This is a genomic window from Sphingobium sp., assembly GCF_033795625.1.
Taxonomy (GTDB): domain Bacteria; phylum Pseudomonadota; class Alphaproteobacteria; order Sphingomonadales; family Sphingomonadaceae; genus Sphingobium.
The window spans coordinates 81,210-97,590 of sequence record NZ_JARYGI010000012.1 but is presented as its reverse complement, the minus strand read 5'-3'; the positions used below and the strand labels follow the sequence as shown (position 1 = coordinate 97,590).

Here is a 16,381-nt window from a genome sequence, read left to right as displayed (position 1 = left end):
TGCCTCTTGCCCATTTCCAAACTCCTTCATAATCCAAAATAACAGAGATTCTGGACCACTCAGAAGGGGGCAGATCAGGGCTGGAAGGCGATCATGAACCGGAAGCTGCGCGTCTCTCGCGCCAACAATGGTGAAATCGCCCAGGGATCATCCGTATTGGGAAAGGACGGGATCAGTCCGCCCTGAAAGCCCACGCTTTCTGCGGCCTTGGCGATGGCGGCGAGATGATCGATGTAGGTAAAGTCATCAGCCTCACCATGCGCATCGAGGCCCGGCGCAACGTTGCCGGACTTTAGCGGCGACCAGTCACCTCGCTCATAGCCGCTGGTTTGCAGGCTGTTGTGGCAACCATGAGTGGGTAGCCGCCAGTAAAAATCGATGGACATGACCTTCTCCCTCAAGCAGCGCGACGGGCAGCGTCAGTGATAGGCCGCAGGCGCGGCAACACATGTTGACCCACGCGATAGGCTTCCTCAAGCGCCGGGGAAGCCTCCAGCAGCAGTTCGCTTACTCCCGCGGCAACATAGTCGGCGATCTGTGCAGCCGCCGCGTCGTAGCTACCTACCAGCACGGTGGGCTCCAGCCCCAGCGTCTGGGCGTCCCGTTCGGCACTTCCCTGATCCTCGCGCACGAGCAACGGCTGGATCAATCCGGCGGCAACCTCTCGCCCCTGAGCTTCCGACAGCGCTTTCAGCCGGGCAATGCGCGGAGCAAGCTCCTTCAGTGATGCAGGCCGAAAGAGATGAACATCGGCATGGCGCGCCGACACGGCCAGCGCCGCATCATCCTCTCCCTGAAGATAGACTTTCGGAAAAGGGTGGCGAGTGAGCGGCGCTTCGAACCCACCGTTCTCCACCTCGAAAAATTTGCCCTTGAACGTAAAGGGGCATCGCTCGTGAACCCCGCGCGCGACGGTCAGAAATTCGTCCAGCCGCTGCTGCAGATCGCCGTTCGCTACGAAATCCGCCTCGCTTTCTCGTATTGTGCCGTCCGCATCAGGCGCAATCGCCCAGCCGAAGCGCCCTCCCGTCGATCGCTGCAGGGTCGTTGCTTGCTTGGCAGCATAGACTGCCGAGCCGACCGAGGCGGGAAACTCCGCCACCACTGATAGCCGGGACACAGCCCTCGCGGTCACGGCGGCGACGATCCGGCTTTCATCCGCTTCGATCCGGTGCCGCACGAACAGCCCGTCAAAACCCGTCTGTGCTGCCGCCTGCGCGATCTGAATATAATAATCGAACCGATTGCGCGTGTCGGCGCGGCGGTCACGGACGAGGGAAGGCAGATGTCGCTCCGCGCCCGGTTCGGAGCGCTGCGGATCGGAGGCCGGGTCAAGCAGCCAGTGGATATTCAGCGTCATGCGGCCTCCTCTTCCTCGGCAAAGGCGGACACATCGAGTGTTCCGGCAAAAACGGTCTCGGCCAGCGGCCTGCGGCCATTCGGCGCTTCACCGACGTGAAAATCGGCATGGAGCGCTTCGATGCCACCCTGTCGGCCAAGTGCGATCATTGCTTCGATTGCGAAGTCGTCAGGAACTGCGAGGCGCTCTCGCGCCGCGTCATTATCAAAACCGCCTATGCCGTGGGTGTGCCAGCCCAGCAGCAGAGCCTGATGCGCAAAATTCGCCCAGGCGGCACCAGCGTCGAAGCTATGGGAGTGATTATCAACTCTCTCGTCGCGCCGGTCCAGTTGACGTTCCGACAGGATCACGACAAGCGCCGAAGCCTTCGCCGCCCATAGTCGATTGCGCGGCATCATTACGTCTATAAAGGTTTGCCAGTGCTCGTCGCCCGGCCTCGCGAGGAGAAATCGCCAGGGCTGCGCATTCATTGCGGATGGCGCCCAGCGCGCGGCTTCGAAAGCACTTTGGAGGACCGCGTCGGGAATCGCTTCCCCCGTGAAGCTGCGTGGCGACCAGCGTTCGAAGAACATGGAATTGATGGGATGGTCAGGCGAGCGGCTCATCAGCGAACCTCCCTGCTAGGCAGATGAACCAGATTGTCCGCACCATTCTCGTCGTCGGCGCCCGACGTCAACTCAGCCAAAATCTCGTCCTTCAGCCGGTGCAAGAGGGGCGAGCGCCGATCACGAGGATGAGGCAAGTCCACATCTACGATGCGGCGTATGCGCCCAGGATTGGGTGACATCACGATCACCCTGTCACCCAGATACAGCGCTTCTTCCACGTCATGCGTGACCATCACCATGGTAGAGCGCTGCGACATCCAGATCCGCTGCAGTTCGTTCTGCACATGAACCCGGGTCAGAGCATCGAGCGCGCCCAAGGGCTCATCCAGGAGGAGCAGTCGGGGTTCGGTGACAAGCGCGCGGGCGATGGCGGCGCGCTGTGCCATGCCGCCCGACAGTTGGTGCGGATAGGCTTTTTCGAACCCTTTCAGGTTCACCAGCGCGATGTGATCGGCAACGATCTGCGCGCGCCGTGCCTTGGGCGCATCGGTGTTGAGCAGCGCCAGTTCGATATTCTGCTCCAGCGTCATCCACGGAAACAACCGGTGATCCTGAAAGACGATGCCGCGATCCAGGCTGGTGGTGACAATGCGCTCACCATCCAGACGAAGCTCGCCGCTGAAATCGGTGTCCAGGCCAACGATCAGCCGGAGCAAAGTCGATTTGCCGCAACCGGATGCACCAACGATGCTGACGAATTCACCCGGTCGTACATCAAGGTTGATGCTGTCGAGTATCCGGCGCGGCTGACCACCGATCTGGAAGCTCTTGTTAAGGTTGCTGATCGTTAACGCACCGCGGTTGACGGGACCTGTCGAAGGATCTGCATGGACATAGGGATGGGCATTCATGCCGGATCTCCTGATCATTGTACGGAAGGTTGCCAGCGCAGCGCGGATTTGCGCACGCGACGGAACAGATGATTGATGATGAAGCCGAGCGCGGCCGTGACGCCGATAACGACCAGCATGACGTCGAGCCGCTGCTGCATTTGCGCCTGCGCCATGGAGACGCCCAGTCCCGATCCCGCGCCTGTCAGCAACTCGGTGCCGATCGTCGATATCCACGCAAAGGCCAGTGCCTGCGTGATACCGGTAAGCACCAGGGGCATTGCAGCCGGCAGCAGGATGTAGCGAATGCTCTGTGCCGTACTGAACCGCAAAACTCCGCCCACGTCGAGGTACCGGCTTTCGACCTGCGCGACACCGGCATGGGCGTTGAGCATCGAAGGGAAAAAAGCGGACATGCTGATGACGATCAACTCGGTGCCTTCTCCCACTCCGAACCATAGCCCCATGAGGGGCAGCCAGCCAATCATAGGCACTTGACGAAGCGCATGCAGCAACGGACCTAAAAGGCGATCGAGCGGTTTGAAGATGCCCATCGCAATCCCCACCGCCACCCCCAACGGCGTACCGATCGCCAGCCCTGTGAAAGCACGTTGCAGGGTTGCCAGCGTGTCGCGGGCCAGATCGCCGCTACGCAACATGTCGACGAGCGCCGTCCCCACGGATGACGGCGGCGCAAAGGTGGAGAGCGATGGGCTGCTGTGCGACTGCCACCACAGGACGAGCAGGGCAGGGACGACCAGCCCGACGGCTACCCTGGCGGGGAAACGGGAAAGCCAGTCGTTCATGCCGTTCTCCAGCGCGACGCATGGGCCTCGATCCAGCGTGCCCCACGGTCGAGCATAAAGCCGACAAGCCCGATCACCACGACTCCTGCCAGCACCACGTCAATCTGAAAAAGCTGGCGGCCCATTTCCATCATCTGGCCGATGCCGCTGTCGGCGGCGAGCAGTTCCGCGGCAATCAACACCACCCATGCTCGCGTCAGTGAAACGCGCAGACCCGTCAGCACGGCAGGTACAGTTGCGGGCAACAGAATGCGGCCGATAAGCTGGAACACGTTGAGCCGATAGATCTTGGCTACTTCGAACCAGTTTCGCGGTACGCCCTTGATGCCATCGAACGTCGCCAGCGCCATCGGGAAGAACGCAGCGATAGCGACCACGGCAAGCTTGAAAGGTTCGTCGATCCCCAGGAACATCACCATCACCGGAACGAATGCAATGACCGGCACTTGCCACAATGTCAGGAACAGCGGCGACAGCGCTGCTTCCGTCAGCCGTGAGAGCGCCATGGTTGCGCCAAACGCCATGCCGGCGAGCGCACCGATGATGAACCCGATGATCAGCCGGTGAAGGCTGTCGCCTACGTGGCGCTGCAATTCGCCGGATGCAGCCATGTCCAGCAACGCGCGGGCAACGCCGCTTGGGGGTATCAACACCTGCGGCGGGAATAACCCCGTCAGGCAGGCGAGTTGCCACGCACCGAGCAACACGAGCGGAGCGATGAGTGCGCCAAGAGGCAAGCGCGGCGCTTGCAGACGATGTTTGAAGATACGTGGACCGTAGTGCGGGGCGTGGCTGGCCATCAGTGCGACTGCCCGTCCTGAGCCCAGAAATCCTCCAGCTTGAGATCCCTGAGCGCCTGCTTCACGAAACGGTCGTCGATCAGCGCGTCGGCGTCTACCTTTGTTCTGATCAGGCCACGCTGCAGCGCGTAGTCGGCAACCGAGTGGTAATGGGTGCGCACCGCAGAACTGAAGATGGGCGAGAAGCGCTCCCTCCACACAATGTGCGAATTGGCATAATCCTGCGCGACGATCTCTTCGGGCATTGCGCCGCGCGCGGCGTTGCGGATGACCTCCGCTTTGTGCGCTTCATCTGCTGACCATGCGGCTGCACGGACGAAGGCTTCCACGACGAGTTGGGTAAGGTCCGGGTGGGCATCAACAAAATCGGCCCGGCCGAACAGCTCGGCGCGCATTTTCCAGTCGGCAGGCGCCTCTTTGGTCGACCAGATCACGTTAGCAATCCCCTTTTGCTGGACCAGCAGGCCATCCGACAACAACACTGCCGCGTCGACGCTGCCCGATTGCAAAGCGGCCGGAGTGGCGGAAGGATTGATGTTGACGATCTTGAAGTCATCAAGCTTCAACCCCTTGCTGTCGACCAGCTTGGAGAATGGCAGTTCCCAGGGGCGGCCGCGATGCAGAGCGATGCGCTTACCCTTCAGGTCGGCCAGACTCTTTGCGGCGAGCCCCTTGCGCACGACCAGATACACATCCTGCCCTTGTCCCACCGGTGCGACAATCTTCAGGGGGATGCCCCCGGCTAAGGCAATAGTGGCCGGGAAGTCCCCATAAGATGCGAAGTCGATCCGCTTACCTGAAAAACCCTCGTTGATCAGGGGGCCGCCGACCGCAGTGGACACCGGGGTGAAAACGAGTTCGGCACCCTTCTTCGCCAACTGCTCCTTCAACCAGCTCTGCTGTAAAACAATGCCATTGAGACCGTTGAAGACCTGCTTGCCTTTGTAAGGGTAGGCAATGGACGCGATCGTTACTGTCTTGACAGCCTCCGCACTGCCGGATCCACTGCCGGATACGCTGCATCCAGCGAGAACCAGCGCAGCCGACAGCGCAAATAGTACGAGCAGAAAATCACGCAAAGCAGACAAAGGGCGAAAGAAATTTCGATACGTCACAATGATTGTTCCCTTTGTCGAACATGATGCGGGACTGCCTCACCTATGCACATCATGTGCCAACTGCTTCGCGACAGGGATCAGGTGAGGCAGCGCCGATGCACGGAAACTGCTCTGCTGATTTTGGGGCAATCAAATGGTTCACGTTGCGCAGAATGAAGCTATTATCTGACAGAAGGCACGTCTCAGTGCAGTTCCCGCCTCATTATAGTTTTGGCACAAGCCTTGCGGACCGTCCTCTCATGTGATCTGCTCCGGCTCGCAGCTACCTTCAATGGTGGCCGACCGGCCCTCTGGAGGTTGAGGATGCCTGAAGGTTTTGGTCGAGCGAATTCGGCTGGAAATTTGGAAGCTGTCTGGATCACGCGTTGCCCCGTGCCAGCCGCATCCGGCGTCGCCTGCGCCAAAGGATGGATGACGCAAGCCTTCGGAAGTGAGGGCATCACAGTGAAGCGCGTGCGAGAGCAGGGACTGAACCTTGTCGCCAATAATCCGGAGAACCAGTCACGGCATCTCTTCCGCGAGGGCGGAAACATTCAGGCGCTGGCCGCGCGCGCTTTGGGAGCGCCTACGCGCGTTATCGGCTTGACGTGGATAGACGAGCATCAGTCGATCATGGTCCGGTCGGACGCAGGTGTACTCGAACCGCGCGATCTGAAAGGCATGCGCTTTGCACTTCCCGCTTATGCGCGATCACGCGGCGAAAGTATCGCGCGCGGTATGGCGCTGCATGGAATAAAAAGCGCTTTGGCACTGGGCGGGCTCACTCTCGACGACGTCAAACTTATCGAAATTCCCGCGCCCCCTGTCGAGCGTGCGAGCCCGGCAGGAATGCGACGCCTGTGGCTCGGGCTGGAATGGTTGGCTGCGGGCAAGGTTGATGCCGTATATGTGAAGGGCGCCGCCGCCGCAGAGTCGGCTGCGCGTCTCCATCTTGAAGTCGGACTAGACTTGGATGCCTTCCCAAGCCGGCTCGCCCGAGTGAATAACGGAACACCGCGTCCCATAGTCGTCCACCAACACATGATCGATCACCATCCCGACCTGGTTGAGTGCTTTCTGGAACAAAGCCTTCGCGCCGCTGATTGGGCTGCCAATAATCCACTCGAACTAAAGCCGATCATAGCGCAGGAAACCCTGGCTGACGTCGATGCAGTCGAACGCACGTACAAGAACAATTTCCATCGGTCCCTGCATCCCGACCTCGCCGAGGAGAGGATCGAGATGCTGAGGATACAGGCGCAGTTCTTATGGCTTCATGGCTTTCTTGAGTCGCCAGTCGACGTCGAAAAATGGATTTGCAGCGCACCTCTACGGACAGTTCTGGCGCGTCATAAAGCGCGTTCCAGGGTCCTGGATCGTTGAAACGATAGTTAAGCTAGCCGGTACGATCTATTTTCTACTAAAAAAGAAGACAATAAGCTGCTATTCTCCGCGCACTACGGAGGATCCATGTCCAGCAACCCGATATCTCGTGTCGACGAAACACCGCTGGTCGGTCTCGTAGCGGCAAAAAGCGGCGAGGGGCGACCGCTCCTCGCTTACGATTCCGAGCAGCATCACGCTGCCGGGCCCCGCGCTCGCGCGCTCATTTTCAATGATCCCCGCTCTCGCGCGCTTCTTCCCTTGATAGAGCGTATTGCACCCAGCGACGCCAATGTTCTGATCATGGGCGAAACTGGCACCGGCAAGGAACTGGTGGCGCGGTACGTTCACAGCCTCAGCAACCGGGCTAACACTGCGTTCGTGGCCGTAAACTGCGGCGCCTTTTCCGAATCGCTGATTGAGGGGGAGCTTTTCGGTTATGAGAAGGGGGCCTTCACTGGCGCCAATGTCGCCCGCCCCGGCTGGTTCGAAGCTGCCAATAGGGGAACATTGTTTCTCGACGAGCTGGGCGACCTTTCCTTACCGTTGCAGGTCAAGCTGCTGCGTGTGCTCCAGGAGCGTGAAGTAGTCCGTCTCGGCTCGCGCAAGGCCGTTCCCCTCAATGTCAGGGTGATTGCGGCGACCAACGTGGAATTGCAGCGGGCGGTTAACGAGGGGCGCTTCCGGTCCGACCTCTTTTACCGACTCCAGGTGGTATCGCTTCCCCTCCTGCCTTTACGAGATCGCCGCGCAGACATCTTACCGCTCGCCCGCCACTTTCTGGAAATCTATGGCACGCGCGCAAACATCGGTCGCCTTGAGTTGAGTGCAGCGGCGGAAGAAGCGCTGTTTCACTACAACTGGCCCGGTAACATTCGTGAGTTGGAGAACGCGATCCATCGCGGCACGCTGATCTGCGAGGATGGACGCATCCAGCCGAGCCACCTCGGTCTTGGCGATTCGCCCCAGTTCGGGGATGCAAGTCCGGACGGTGCATCACTTGAGGATGCCGCCCGGCCATTCGTAGAGCGCTTGCTACACGGCAGCCATGACAATCTTCTCGACCGCATAGTTGCCGTCACCGTGAAGCAGGCGTTTCAGCAAAATGCCCAGAACCAGATAAAGACCGCTGAAGCTCTTGGCGTGACGCGCAATGTGGTGCGTACGCATCTGAAGAATCTGAACCTTATCTAGCGTCAGGTGAATTTGCAGCAGGTGCGCTGCGCAATATCCCGCACGCGTCGTGACGGTGCTCTGAGAACCTCGACTTTTACGGCCTCTTACGATTGGCATGGCTCTTGCGAACTCTCCGGCAACACCACGTCCGGAGAAGCTTCGCTATGTCGATCCAGCCCAGCCATGCCGTTCAGGCGGCGTCCCAGCCTGACGAAATCTGGTTTACGCGCTGCCCTGTGCCGACGGCGACGGGGATTGCTTACAAGCTGGGCTGGCTGACGGAGACGTTCGAAGCGGAGGGGATCGCCGTGCGGACGTTACAGGAATCCGGATCGGAACTTGGGCGTCACCATTATGATCACCGCCTGCCGACCCTCATACGCGAAGGCGGCAATATGCTCGCCATTGCAGCGCGCGCTCAGGGCGAGCCGACGAAACTGGTCGGTCTGACCTGGATCGAAGAAAGCCAGCTCATCCTGACCCGCCCGGACTCAGGCATTCGCTCCGCTGCGGATTTGAAGGGCAAACGCCTTGCGCTGCCAGGATGGAGCCGCAACGATATCCCCAGCCATGTGCGTGGCACCAGCATCGCGCGGGGCATGTCGCTCGCCGGCTACAAGGGCGTGCTCGCTTCGGCGGAGCTGACCTTTGATGATGTCGACCTCATCGAAACGCCCGGTCGCCTGCGCAACATCGGCGGCAGCGGGCGTGACTTGCGACAACGCGGCGAGGGGCAGCGCAGTGGGGTTGGACGATTGTGGCCAATTCACGCCCTGGTCGATGGCACCGTTGATGCCATTTACGTAAAGGGTGCGGCTGCGTTGGATCAGGCGCGCGAAGCGGGATTGGTCGTTGCCATCGATCTCGATGCTCTTCCCGATCCCAGGTTCCGGGTGAACAATGGCACCCCCCGTCCGATCACCGTACACCAAAGTCTGATCGACGATCACTTCGACTTGCTGGTGCGCTTTTTGGCCGTGACGCTGCGTGCCGCCGACTGGGTCGCGGAACAGCCCGATCGGCTGCGGGACATACTGGAGTACGAAACGGAGGGCAGCGCCGAGGCCGTCGATCGTGCCTATGGCCGACTTCACGAAGGTCTGCATCCGACGCTTGATGCGGACCGGCTGGCGCTGTTTGATCTCCAGAAGAAATTTCTGTTCACGCACGGCTTCCTCGATGCCGACTTCGACCTTCGGGACTGGACCGATCCCCGACCCATCGAAGCGGCACGCGCCCTCAACGCGCAACGTCCTCAACCTGCCGCCATTCCAGCCTGAAAGGAAAGATGATGTCCGATATGAATGGACTTTCGAAAGATGCGATCAGCTTCGTCCTGCAAACAGAACAGGATGCGCGCCGCGCGTTCCGCGTCTTGCGCGAAACCCAGACCATTTCGCCCAGCGGCACGTTGTTTTTCGCCGTCCGCATTCCGGACGAAGAGAAGATCATCACGCTGAACTATGCGGGCCTGTGGCAAGATGATCCCGATCAGGCGATCACCAGCGTCATCGGTTTCGATGGCACCCTGTATTGGGGGAACGCGCCCGGCGGTGCTGCGCGCTACCTGAAAATCTTCAAGAAATACGCAGATTTCAAGGCGATCAGTCATGTCCATACACCGCATCTGGGTGCCTATTCGCAGGCACATGCGGAATTGCCGTTACTCTACGTTCCCAATCGCCGCTTCCGCTTCACGGCCCAGCTGCCGGTCTATATCAATCGCCGGCAGCCCGAGCCGGACTTCATCCTGGACTCCATCGAGCAGGACCGCGAAGTGCCCGGAATTGTCGAGGCAAACGGCGGCGCGACGATCTGGAGCTGGAAAGGTCTTCGCGATCTCACCAACAACATCGTTTTGCTGGAAGAAGGCGCGCAGTTCCAGATTCTCGCGGCGGCGCTGGGTGGTTCGAAGCCTTTCGGCCCCGGCGTGCTCGAGCAGCAGTGGAAGATGGGCAAGCTGGTTCCGCCAGACGCGCGTGTGGACGACGACGGTACGATCCATCTGCCCCAGCCAGCCGTCGAAGCGGCCGAATAACGAACATCCGGCGCCCGCCATGGGCGTCGGGTTTTCCGCGCCAACCGGAGCGATTATCCATGAGCAACAACACGCGCCAGCTCGCTTTGGCGGTATTCCTGACGCGGCACGGCCATCATCCGGGTGCCTGGCGCCAGCCGGGCACCGCCAGCACGGGCAAACCCGATTTCCGCTACTGGGCCGATCTCGTCCGGACGGCCGAGCGCGGCAAGCTGGATGCGGCCTTCTTCGCCGATTTCGTGGGCCAGAGCGGCGACAGCACCAAAGGTATTGGGCGTCGTCACGCTTTCCTCGATTTCGAGCCGCTGACCGCAACCGCCGCTCTCGCCAGCATTACGAGTCACATCGGGCTGGTGGCGACGGTGAATACGAATTTTGAGCAGCCCTACGCGCTCGCACGCCGCTTCGCCTCCCTCGATCATATCAGCGGCGGCCGGATAGGCTGGAATATCGTTTCGTCGCTAGCTGATGGCGCAGCGAAGAGCTTCGGTATCGACCAACCGGCAAGTCATGCTGAGCGCTACGCACGGGCCGACGATTTCGTGACGCTGGCAAAGGCGCTGTGGGACAGTTGGGAAGACGACGCCTTCGATGGCGCGGACAAGGAGAGCGGCGTCTATCTGAACGCCGATGCCGTACACCCCGTCCACTATCGCGGCCCCTATTATGGCATCGACTCCGTGCTTGACATGCCGCGTCCGGTCCAGGGCTATCCTGTTTTCGCACAGGCGGGCAATTCGGAGGTTGGCCGCGATTTGGCGGCACGCCATGCCGAGATGATCTATGCCGCTGCGCAATTTATCGAAGATGCGCAGGCTTTCTACAAGGATGTGAAGGCGCGTGTTGCTGCCCATGGCCGCGATCCCGATACGCTCAAGGTCATGCCGGGCCTGTCCTATACGATCGGCTCCAGTCTCCAGGAGGCTCAGGACAAGTTCGGCGCGCTTGAAGAGAAGGTCGATTTCTCCGGCGACCTAAATCTGATGGGTCACGATGTCAGTGCCTATCCGCTCGACGGACCTCTCCCTGACTTGCCCGAGCCTGAAAATGGCAAGGGCCGGTGGCGACAACTGACTGCGCTGGCGCGACGCGAGAACCTCACGATCCGTCAGCTCTTCTTACGGTTCAACGCAGTACGTGGGCATCGCGTGGTACTCGGCACGCCAATCCATATCGCCGACCAGATTCAGGACTGGTTCGAGCGAGACGCGGCTGACGGCTTCAACCTCATTCCACCGCTGCTGCCCAGTTCACTGGAAGACTTTGTGAATCAGGTGGTTCCGGAACTCCAGCGCCGCGGCCTGTTCCGCTCGGAATATGAAGGCACGACCCTGCGCGAGCATCTCGACCTTCCACGCCCTGCCAATCCTAACGCCCGGGTTGCGCGGTCCGATGCGCCCGCTCCCGAATTTGCCGACTGACACCTCACCCGAAGGAGTATCTTCATGAGCCAGAAACTCGAAACGCTTTGGTATACGCGCTGCCCTGTGCCGACCGGACTAGGCATTGCCATTCAGCAGGGTTGGCTGGAAGAGGCGTTTCGCGCCCAGGGCACCACGCTTAACTCGCTGCTGGAATCCACCGATTTCTCCAAGCGGGAATCGCACTTCTCCCACACGGTCCAGAACAGCGTGCGCCATGGCGGCAATATTCCGGCGATCAGCGCCCGTGCGCGGGGGCGCGATACGCGCGTCATCGGCCTGTCATGGGCAGATGAGACCCAGCTGATCCTGGCCAGCCCGGAATCGGGGATCACATCCGTGCGTGACCTCAAAGGCCGACGTTTCGGCCTGCCCAACTGGAAGAACGTCGAGATTGACTTCACACGCGCACAGGCCATTCGCGGTCTGGAAAATGCGTTACGACTAGAGGGGCTGGAAGTGTCCGATGTCGAGATCGTCGATCAAGATATCGAGACTCACTATAGCGATGGTCGGGCACAAACGGTTGGCGGGACGCTTGCCTGGAATGGCCGTAGCACGAGCCGGGCTCGTGCGAACAATCTTGAGTTGATTGCTCTGTTGCGCGGTGAAGTCGACGCCATTTTCCTGAAGGGCGCCCATGGGGCACAGGTTGCGCATCAGTTCGGACTCACCACCGTTATCGATACGGGCATCCATCCCGACCCCTTGGTGCGCGCCAACAATGGCACGCCGCGGACCCTAGTCGTCGATGGGCATCTGGTCGACAATCACTTCGATGCAGCGGTCACCATCGTCGAGCAGGTGCTTCGGGCGGAAGCGTGGGCGCAATCGCACGCTTCCGATGTCCGCCGCTATCTCGCCCGCGAGACCAATAGCAGCGAATATTGGGTGAGCATTGCCTATGGCGAAGATGCACAGAAGAAGCTCAAGACCGATCTTGCCGAACAGTCGATCGTAGCGATCCAGGATTTCACCAATTTCCTGCACCGCTGGAATTTCATTCCGGAGAGTTTCGACGTGCGCTCCTGGGTCGATCCGCGGCCTCTGGAAGCGGCTCAGTCGCTCGCGCTTGCCGGCTAACCGGAGCGTCAGGCAAAGCCTATGGGGGTAAGAGAAAAGTCGTTCGGGCGGTTTCTACGCCGCAGTCCACTACTGCGCTGCCTGGCGATCTATGGCGAGATGCGCGGGCGGTTTGTTCTGACAGCTCTCCTGCTCACGGCGGTGACCATCGCGCTGGTCGCACAGCAGGTGCTTGTCGGACGCGCCGTGCAGGAGGCGCAGCAGGGCAGGCTGGTGCGGATCGGCTTGGACGGTGATCTGGACTATGGGCAGGCATGGGTCTGGGTCGCCTTCTTGATTGGCCTCTCGCTCGCGCGGGCCATCGTGCAATATGGTGCCGGGCTCCTCTCGCTGTCGATCGGCCAAGCATTGCTCACGACGTTGCGCGAGCGCATTCTCGTTCAGATCCAGCGGCTCGATCTTGCCTATCACTGGCGGCACGGCGTCGGCGAAATGGTGACGCGGATGACGCGAGACGCCGATAAGGTACGCGACGCGCTGATCAATTTCTGGCGGCAGATCTTCGAAACGGGCTTGATCGTTGCATTTTCGCTGGGGCTACTATGTCTCTACTCGCCCTGGCTGGCGCTCGTGCCGCTTCTGCTTCTTTTCGCAGGCGTGGCGATGCTCTGGTCGGAGGCGGACGCCCTAGTGGCGCTCGATCGGCGGATCGGTGATGCCTATGACGCCGTGACGCAGGATCTTTCCGAAGGCGTGAACGGTGTACGGGTGATCAAGGCCTTCTCGTTAGGGGATAGCCGCGCAGAACGCTTTCGGCGGCACGTCGACCTGTTCAGGGGAGAAGCCCGCGCGGCCATTCGGCACGCATCTCGCAAGGTGCCCCTGCCTCAAACGATCATCGCTCTGTCTCACGCATGGGTATTGGGTCTTGGCGCGTGGATGGTCGCACATGCCACGCTGGGCTTGGGCGCCCTCGTTGCCGCGCTGCTGGTCGTCAACACGCTCGTCCTGCGGATCGAAGGCATCGGGCGCTTGCTCCAGGTGATCGCCGATGCACGCGCTTCGGCGGCGCGCATATGGGAAGTTCTTGACGCCCGGCCGGTCATCCGCTCGGGCGATCGGCCGCTCCCGGCTGGACCGCTGGGCGTCCGTCTCTCGAAAGTATCCGCGTCTCCTCTGGGTGACGGCGCAACCGTGTTGCGTGACCTCAGCTTTGAAGTCTGTCCGGGCGAGATCGTCGCGCTGGTCGGCACTACGGGATCGGGCAAGAGCATTTTGACAGCCCTGCTTCCGCGGCTGGTCGAAGCGGACGAGGGTCTGATAGAGATCGGTTCCGATGAAGCCGGATGGCTGGATGTGCGTTCCGCCGATCTTCGCGAACTCCGCCGTCGCGTACATGTGCTGCCCCAGGAGAGCTTTCTCTTCTCCGACACGCTCGCGACGAATTTGCGCCTTTGCGCCCCCGATGGGACTGATGCGAAGCTTGTCGATGCGTTGGAAAAGGCGGCGGCGGGTGAATTGCTCGGGCGGCTGGGAGAGGGGCTGCAGACGCGCGTTGGAGACCGTGGTGCCACGCTCTCGGGCGGGCAACGCCAGCGCGTCTGCCTCGCGCGCGCGCTGCTCGCCGATGCCGACCTGCTGGTACTGGACGACGCGACCAGCGCTCTAGATGCGCAGACCGAACGGCGCGCAATCGACAATATCCGTAACTTGCGAGCAGGGCGATCCGCACCGCTGACCATGCTGATAGTCGCCAGCCGTTTGTCGACCGTACTGATAGCCGACCGGGTGATGGTGATGGCAGGTGGACGAATAGCCGCCGAGGGAACGCACGACGCCTTGGTTCAGGGCAATGCCCATTACCGCGCGCTGATGGGGCTCTAGCCAGTGAATAGTTTTCGCGGCGATACCGCCCTTTCCGACATCGAACTGGAGGAAAAATTCTCCACGCGTACGCTGAACCAGAGCGTGACGTCCCGGCTGTTACCCATGTTAGCTCCCGTTAGGCTGCAAATTGCGGCAGTCATCGGCATAGAAATTGTGCAGGTGTTGGCGATATTTGCGCGCCCGCTTTTGATCGGCCTCGTCATCGACCGGGGCCTGCGGCATGCGGGATCGACTGCGGACGCGTCATTGATCGTTTGGGCCTGTGTCGGCCTCGCGGTGACCTGGGGTTTGCGCTTCGTTCTTGGTGGCTTTTCCCAATACTGCTCCGGGATAGCCGCGATCCGCGTCCTCAATGACCTGCGTACGAGCGTATTTGCCCATGTCCAGACACTCAGCGTAGGCTATTTCGACCGGACGAAGGCGGGACGCATCATTGCCCGCGCAGACCGCGATGTTGACACGCTTGAGCCCCTGCTCATCCAGGGCCCGCCGGAATTTTTGTCGGCGGTGTTGCGCCTGTGCCTCGCCGGTTTGTTGCTGTGGCTGATTGCTCCGATGTTGCTGGCGGGGCTTGTCGCCGTAGTGCCGGTGCTGGTCCTGGCCACCTTCCTGTTCAAGCGCGTTGCGCAACGAAGCTGGGCCAAGGTAGCGGAAAATCGCAGCCGCTTTACCGCACATCTGGTTGAAACTGTCGCCGCCGTGCGCCTCATCCAGCAGTCCGGCAGGGATCGGGAGAACCTGTCCAAATACAGCGGCCTCTTGCATGATTTCAATAGCTCGCTGATCCATGGATCGGCGCGATCAGGATGGTTTGCACCCTTCACCGGGCTGCTGACCACGGCGGGCCTTGCACTCACCCTTGTGATCGGTGGCAGGGGCATTGCGCTCGGCACCCTAAGCCTTGGCGAGTTGACCCAGAGCCTGTTCTACGTGTTTCTGTTTCTCGCGCCGTTGCAGGAGTTCAGCGACCTCTTCGAACGCTTCGCCAACGGCACGGCCTGTGCCCAGCGCATCTTTCTGCTCCTGGATACTGAGCCGGACATCGTCGATCATCCGGATGCAACAGCAATACCGACCATCGAAGGCCGGATTGAATTTCGGGATATTCATTTCAGCTACAGGGCGGATCAACCTGTTCTTCGTGGGCTTGATCTGGCGATCGACCCAGGCGAGATGCTCGCCATTGTCGGGCCGACGGGTCATGGCAAGAGTACCTTGGTCCAGTTGTTGACGCGCTTCTACGATGTCGATGAAGGCGCTGTACTTCTGGATGGACACGACATCCGCACGATCGCGGAACATAGCCTTCGCCAGCATATAGGCGTCGTCCTGCAGGACAATGTGCTTTTCAGCGGCACCGTGCTCGATAATCTCCGCCTGGCGAAGCCGGACGCCAGCGACTCGGACCTCATTGCTGCCTCGCAAAATATCGGTGCGCACGACGTGCTGGTTTCGCTGCCTCATGGTTATTCTACGCATGTGGGACCGCTAGGTGGCCAACTGAGTCAAGGGCAACGCCAGCTTGTGTGCCTCGTCCGGGCCTATCTGGCCAATCCGTCCGTACTGGTGCTGGACGAAGCCACCTCTGCTATCGACGTCAGCACCGAGCGGCGCATCCAGAAGGCCCTGCAGATGCTGTGCGAGGGGCGCACGGCAATAGTAATTGCCCACCGCCTGGAAACCATCCGATCTGCCGACCGGATCGCCGTTATCAAAGATGGCCGCGTACTGGAAGTCGGCTCCCATGGAGCCCTGCTTGTTCAAGGCGGCCATTATGCAGAACTCTACGGCAGCTACGAGAAGTCTGCTGGCATCCTCGCTAGTGACGTCATGGATACACTTTCAATGAGGGAAGCAGCGGCGATCCCATGAATGCCTCGCTTGAAGCGGTTCAAAGCGTAGGTGGGGCCGGTGATCGTCCTTTGGATTGTCCAAAATCGCAGACTTGATCA

15 protein-coding genes are annotated in these 16,381 nt (G+C 60.6%); 8 read left to right on the top strand and 7 right to left on the bottom strand.

What is annotated here, in order from left to right; translation table 11 throughout:
- Positions 1–74 precede the first annotated feature (74 nt).
- From QHC67_RS08505 to QHC67_RS08475, 7 genes are read right to left on the bottom strand one after another with little or no spacing between them, the layout of a single operon-like run.
- The gene (locus QHC67_RS08505; protein ID WP_319293194.1) at positions 75–386 is read right to left on the bottom strand and encodes a hypothetical protein; all 312 of its coding nucleotides are present in this window, start codon (positions 384–386) and stop codon (positions 75–77) included.
- A gap of 11 nt (positions 387–397) precedes the next feature.
- On the bottom strand, positions 398–1,360 hold the full coding sequence (locus QHC67_RS08500; protein WP_319293192.1) for an LLM class flavin-dependent oxidoreductase: 963 nt from the start codon (positions 1,358–1,360) through the stop codon (positions 398–400).
- Positions 1,357–1,965 (bottom strand): nitroreductase family protein, encoded by a 609-nt coding sequence (locus QHC67_RS08495; RefSeq protein WP_319293190.1) that lies wholly within the window; start codon positions 1,963–1,965, stop codon positions 1,357–1,359. Before QHC67_RS08495 ends, QHC67_RS08500 begins: the two co-directional genes overlap by 4 nt.
- On the bottom strand, positions 1,965–2,819 hold the full coding sequence (locus QHC67_RS08490; RefSeq protein ID WP_319293188.1) for an ABC transporter ATP-binding protein: 855 nt from the start codon (positions 2,817–2,819) through the stop codon (positions 1,965–1,967). Before QHC67_RS08490 ends, QHC67_RS08495 begins: the two co-directional genes overlap by 1 nt.
- A gap of 14 nt (positions 2,820–2,833) precedes the next feature.
- Positions 2,834–3,604 carry an ABC transporter permease gene (locus QHC67_RS08485; protein WP_319293186.1) on the bottom strand — a complete coding sequence of 257 codons (771 nt, stop codon included), beginning with the start codon at positions 3,602–3,604 and terminating at the stop codon, positions 2,834–2,836.
- Positions 3,601–4,404 carry an ABC transporter permease gene (locus QHC67_RS08480; RefSeq protein WP_319293184.1) on the bottom strand — a complete coding sequence of 268 codons (804 nt, stop codon included), beginning with the start codon at positions 4,402–4,404 and terminating at the stop codon, positions 3,601–3,603. Before QHC67_RS08480 ends, QHC67_RS08485 begins: the two co-directional genes overlap by 4 nt.
- Positions 4,404–5,519: an ABC transporter substrate-binding protein gene (locus QHC67_RS08475; RefSeq protein WP_319293183.1), complete on the bottom strand. Its 1,116-nt coding sequence runs from the start codon at positions 5,517–5,519 to the stop codon at positions 4,404–4,406. Before QHC67_RS08475 ends, QHC67_RS08480 begins: the two co-directional genes overlap by 1 nt.
- Positions 5,520–5,933: 414 nt before the next feature.
- On the opposite strand from QHC67_RS08475, the gene QHC67_RS08470 reads away from it, so the two are divergent.
- From QHC67_RS08470 to QHC67_RS08435, 8 genes are all read left to right on the top strand, one after another.
- Positions 5,934–6,884 (top strand): ABC transporter substrate-binding protein, encoded by a 951-nt coding sequence (locus QHC67_RS08470; protein WP_319293182.1) that lies wholly within the window; start codon positions 5,934–5,936, stop codon positions 6,882–6,884.
- 87 nt (positions 6,885–6,971) lie between these two features.
- The gene (locus tag QHC67_RS08465; RefSeq protein ID WP_319293180.1) at positions 6,972–8,078 is read left to right on the top strand and encodes a sigma-54 dependent transcriptional regulator; all 1,107 of its coding nucleotides are present in this window, start codon (positions 6,972–6,974) and stop codon (positions 8,076–8,078) included.
- A gap of 146 nt (positions 8,079–8,224) precedes the next feature.
- On the top strand, positions 8,225–9,340 hold the full coding sequence (locus QHC67_RS08460) for an ABC transporter substrate-binding protein (RefSeq protein WP_319293179.1): 1,116 nt from the start codon (positions 8,225–8,227) through the stop codon (positions 9,338–9,340).
- An 11-nt stretch (positions 9,341–9,351) separates the two neighbouring features.
- On the top strand, positions 9,352–10,098 hold the full coding sequence (locus tag QHC67_RS08455; protein WP_319293177.1) for a class II aldolase/adducin family protein: 747 nt from the start codon (positions 9,352–9,354) through the stop codon (positions 10,096–10,098).
- 59 nt (positions 10,099–10,157) lie between these two features.
- Positions 10,158–11,519 (top strand): LLM class flavin-dependent oxidoreductase, encoded by a 1,362-nt coding sequence (locus tag QHC67_RS08450; protein ID WP_319293175.1) that lies wholly within the window; start codon positions 10,158–10,160, stop codon positions 11,517–11,519.
- Between the two features lie 24 nt (positions 11,520–11,543).
- Positions 11,544–12,602 carry an ABC transporter substrate-binding protein gene (locus QHC67_RS08445; protein ID WP_319293173.1) on the top strand — a complete coding sequence of 353 codons (1,059 nt, stop codon included), beginning with the start codon at positions 11,544–11,546 and terminating at the stop codon, positions 12,600–12,602.
- Positions 12,603–12,623: 21 nt separating this feature from the next.
- Complete coding sequence (locus QHC67_RS08440; protein WP_319293171.1) at positions 12,624–14,426, top strand: ABC transporter ATP-binding protein; 1,803 nt, start codon at positions 12,624–12,626, stop codon at positions 14,424–14,426.
- Positions 14,427–14,429: 3 nt separating this feature from the next.
- Positions 14,430–16,301: an ABC transporter ATP-binding protein gene (locus QHC67_RS08435; protein WP_319293169.1), complete on the top strand. Its 1,872-nt coding sequence runs from the start codon at positions 14,430–14,432 to the stop codon at positions 16,299–16,301.
- Positions 16,302–16,381: the final 80 nt, after the last annotated feature.

Coding starts and splice junctions, on each gene's coding strand:
- QHC67_RS08505 (WP_319293194.1), bottom strand. CDS start 386: ATGTCCATCGATTTTTACTGGCGGCTACCCACTCATGGTTGCCACAAC.
- QHC67_RS08500 (WP_319293192.1), bottom strand. CDS start 1,360: ATGACGCTGAATATCCACTGGCTGCTTGACCCGGCCTCCGATCCGCAG.
- QHC67_RS08495 (WP_319293190.1), bottom strand. CDS start 1,965: ATGAGCCGCTCGCCTGACCATCCCATCAATTCCATGTTCTTCGAACGC.
- QHC67_RS08490 (WP_319293188.1), bottom strand. CDS start 2,819: ATGAATGCCCATCCCTATGTCCATGCAGATCCTTCGACAGGTCCCGTC.
- QHC67_RS08485 (WP_319293186.1), bottom strand. CDS start 3,604: ATGAACGACTGGCTTTCCCGTTTCCCCGCCAGGGTAGCCGTCGGGCTG.
- QHC67_RS08480 (WP_319293184.1), bottom strand. CDS start 4,404: ATGGCCAGCCACGCCCCGCACTACGGTCCACGTATCTTCAAACATCGT.
- QHC67_RS08470 (WP_319293182.1), top strand. CDS start 5,934: ATGACGCAAGCCTTCGGAAGTGAGGGCATCACAGTGAAGCGCGTGCGA.
- QHC67_RS08465 (WP_319293180.1), top strand. CDS start 6,972: ATGTCCAGCAACCCGATATCTCGTGTCGACGAAACACCGCTGGTCGGT.
- QHC67_RS08460 (WP_319293179.1), top strand. CDS start 8,225: ATGTCGATCCAGCCCAGCCATGCCGTTCAGGCGGCGTCCCAGCCTGAC.
- QHC67_RS08455 (WP_319293177.1), top strand. CDS start 9,352: ATGTCCGATATGAATGGACTTTCGAAAGATGCGATCAGCTTCGTCCTG.
- QHC67_RS08450 (WP_319293175.1), top strand. CDS start 10,158: ATGAGCAACAACACGCGCCAGCTCGCTTTGGCGGTATTCCTGACGCGG.
- QHC67_RS08445 (WP_319293173.1), top strand. CDS start 11,544: ATGAGCCAGAAACTCGAAACGCTTTGGTATACGCGCTGCCCTGTGCCG.
- QHC67_RS08440 (WP_319293171.1), top strand. CDS start 12,624: ATGGGGGTAAGAGAAAAGTCGTTCGGGCGGTTTCTACGCCGCAGTCCA.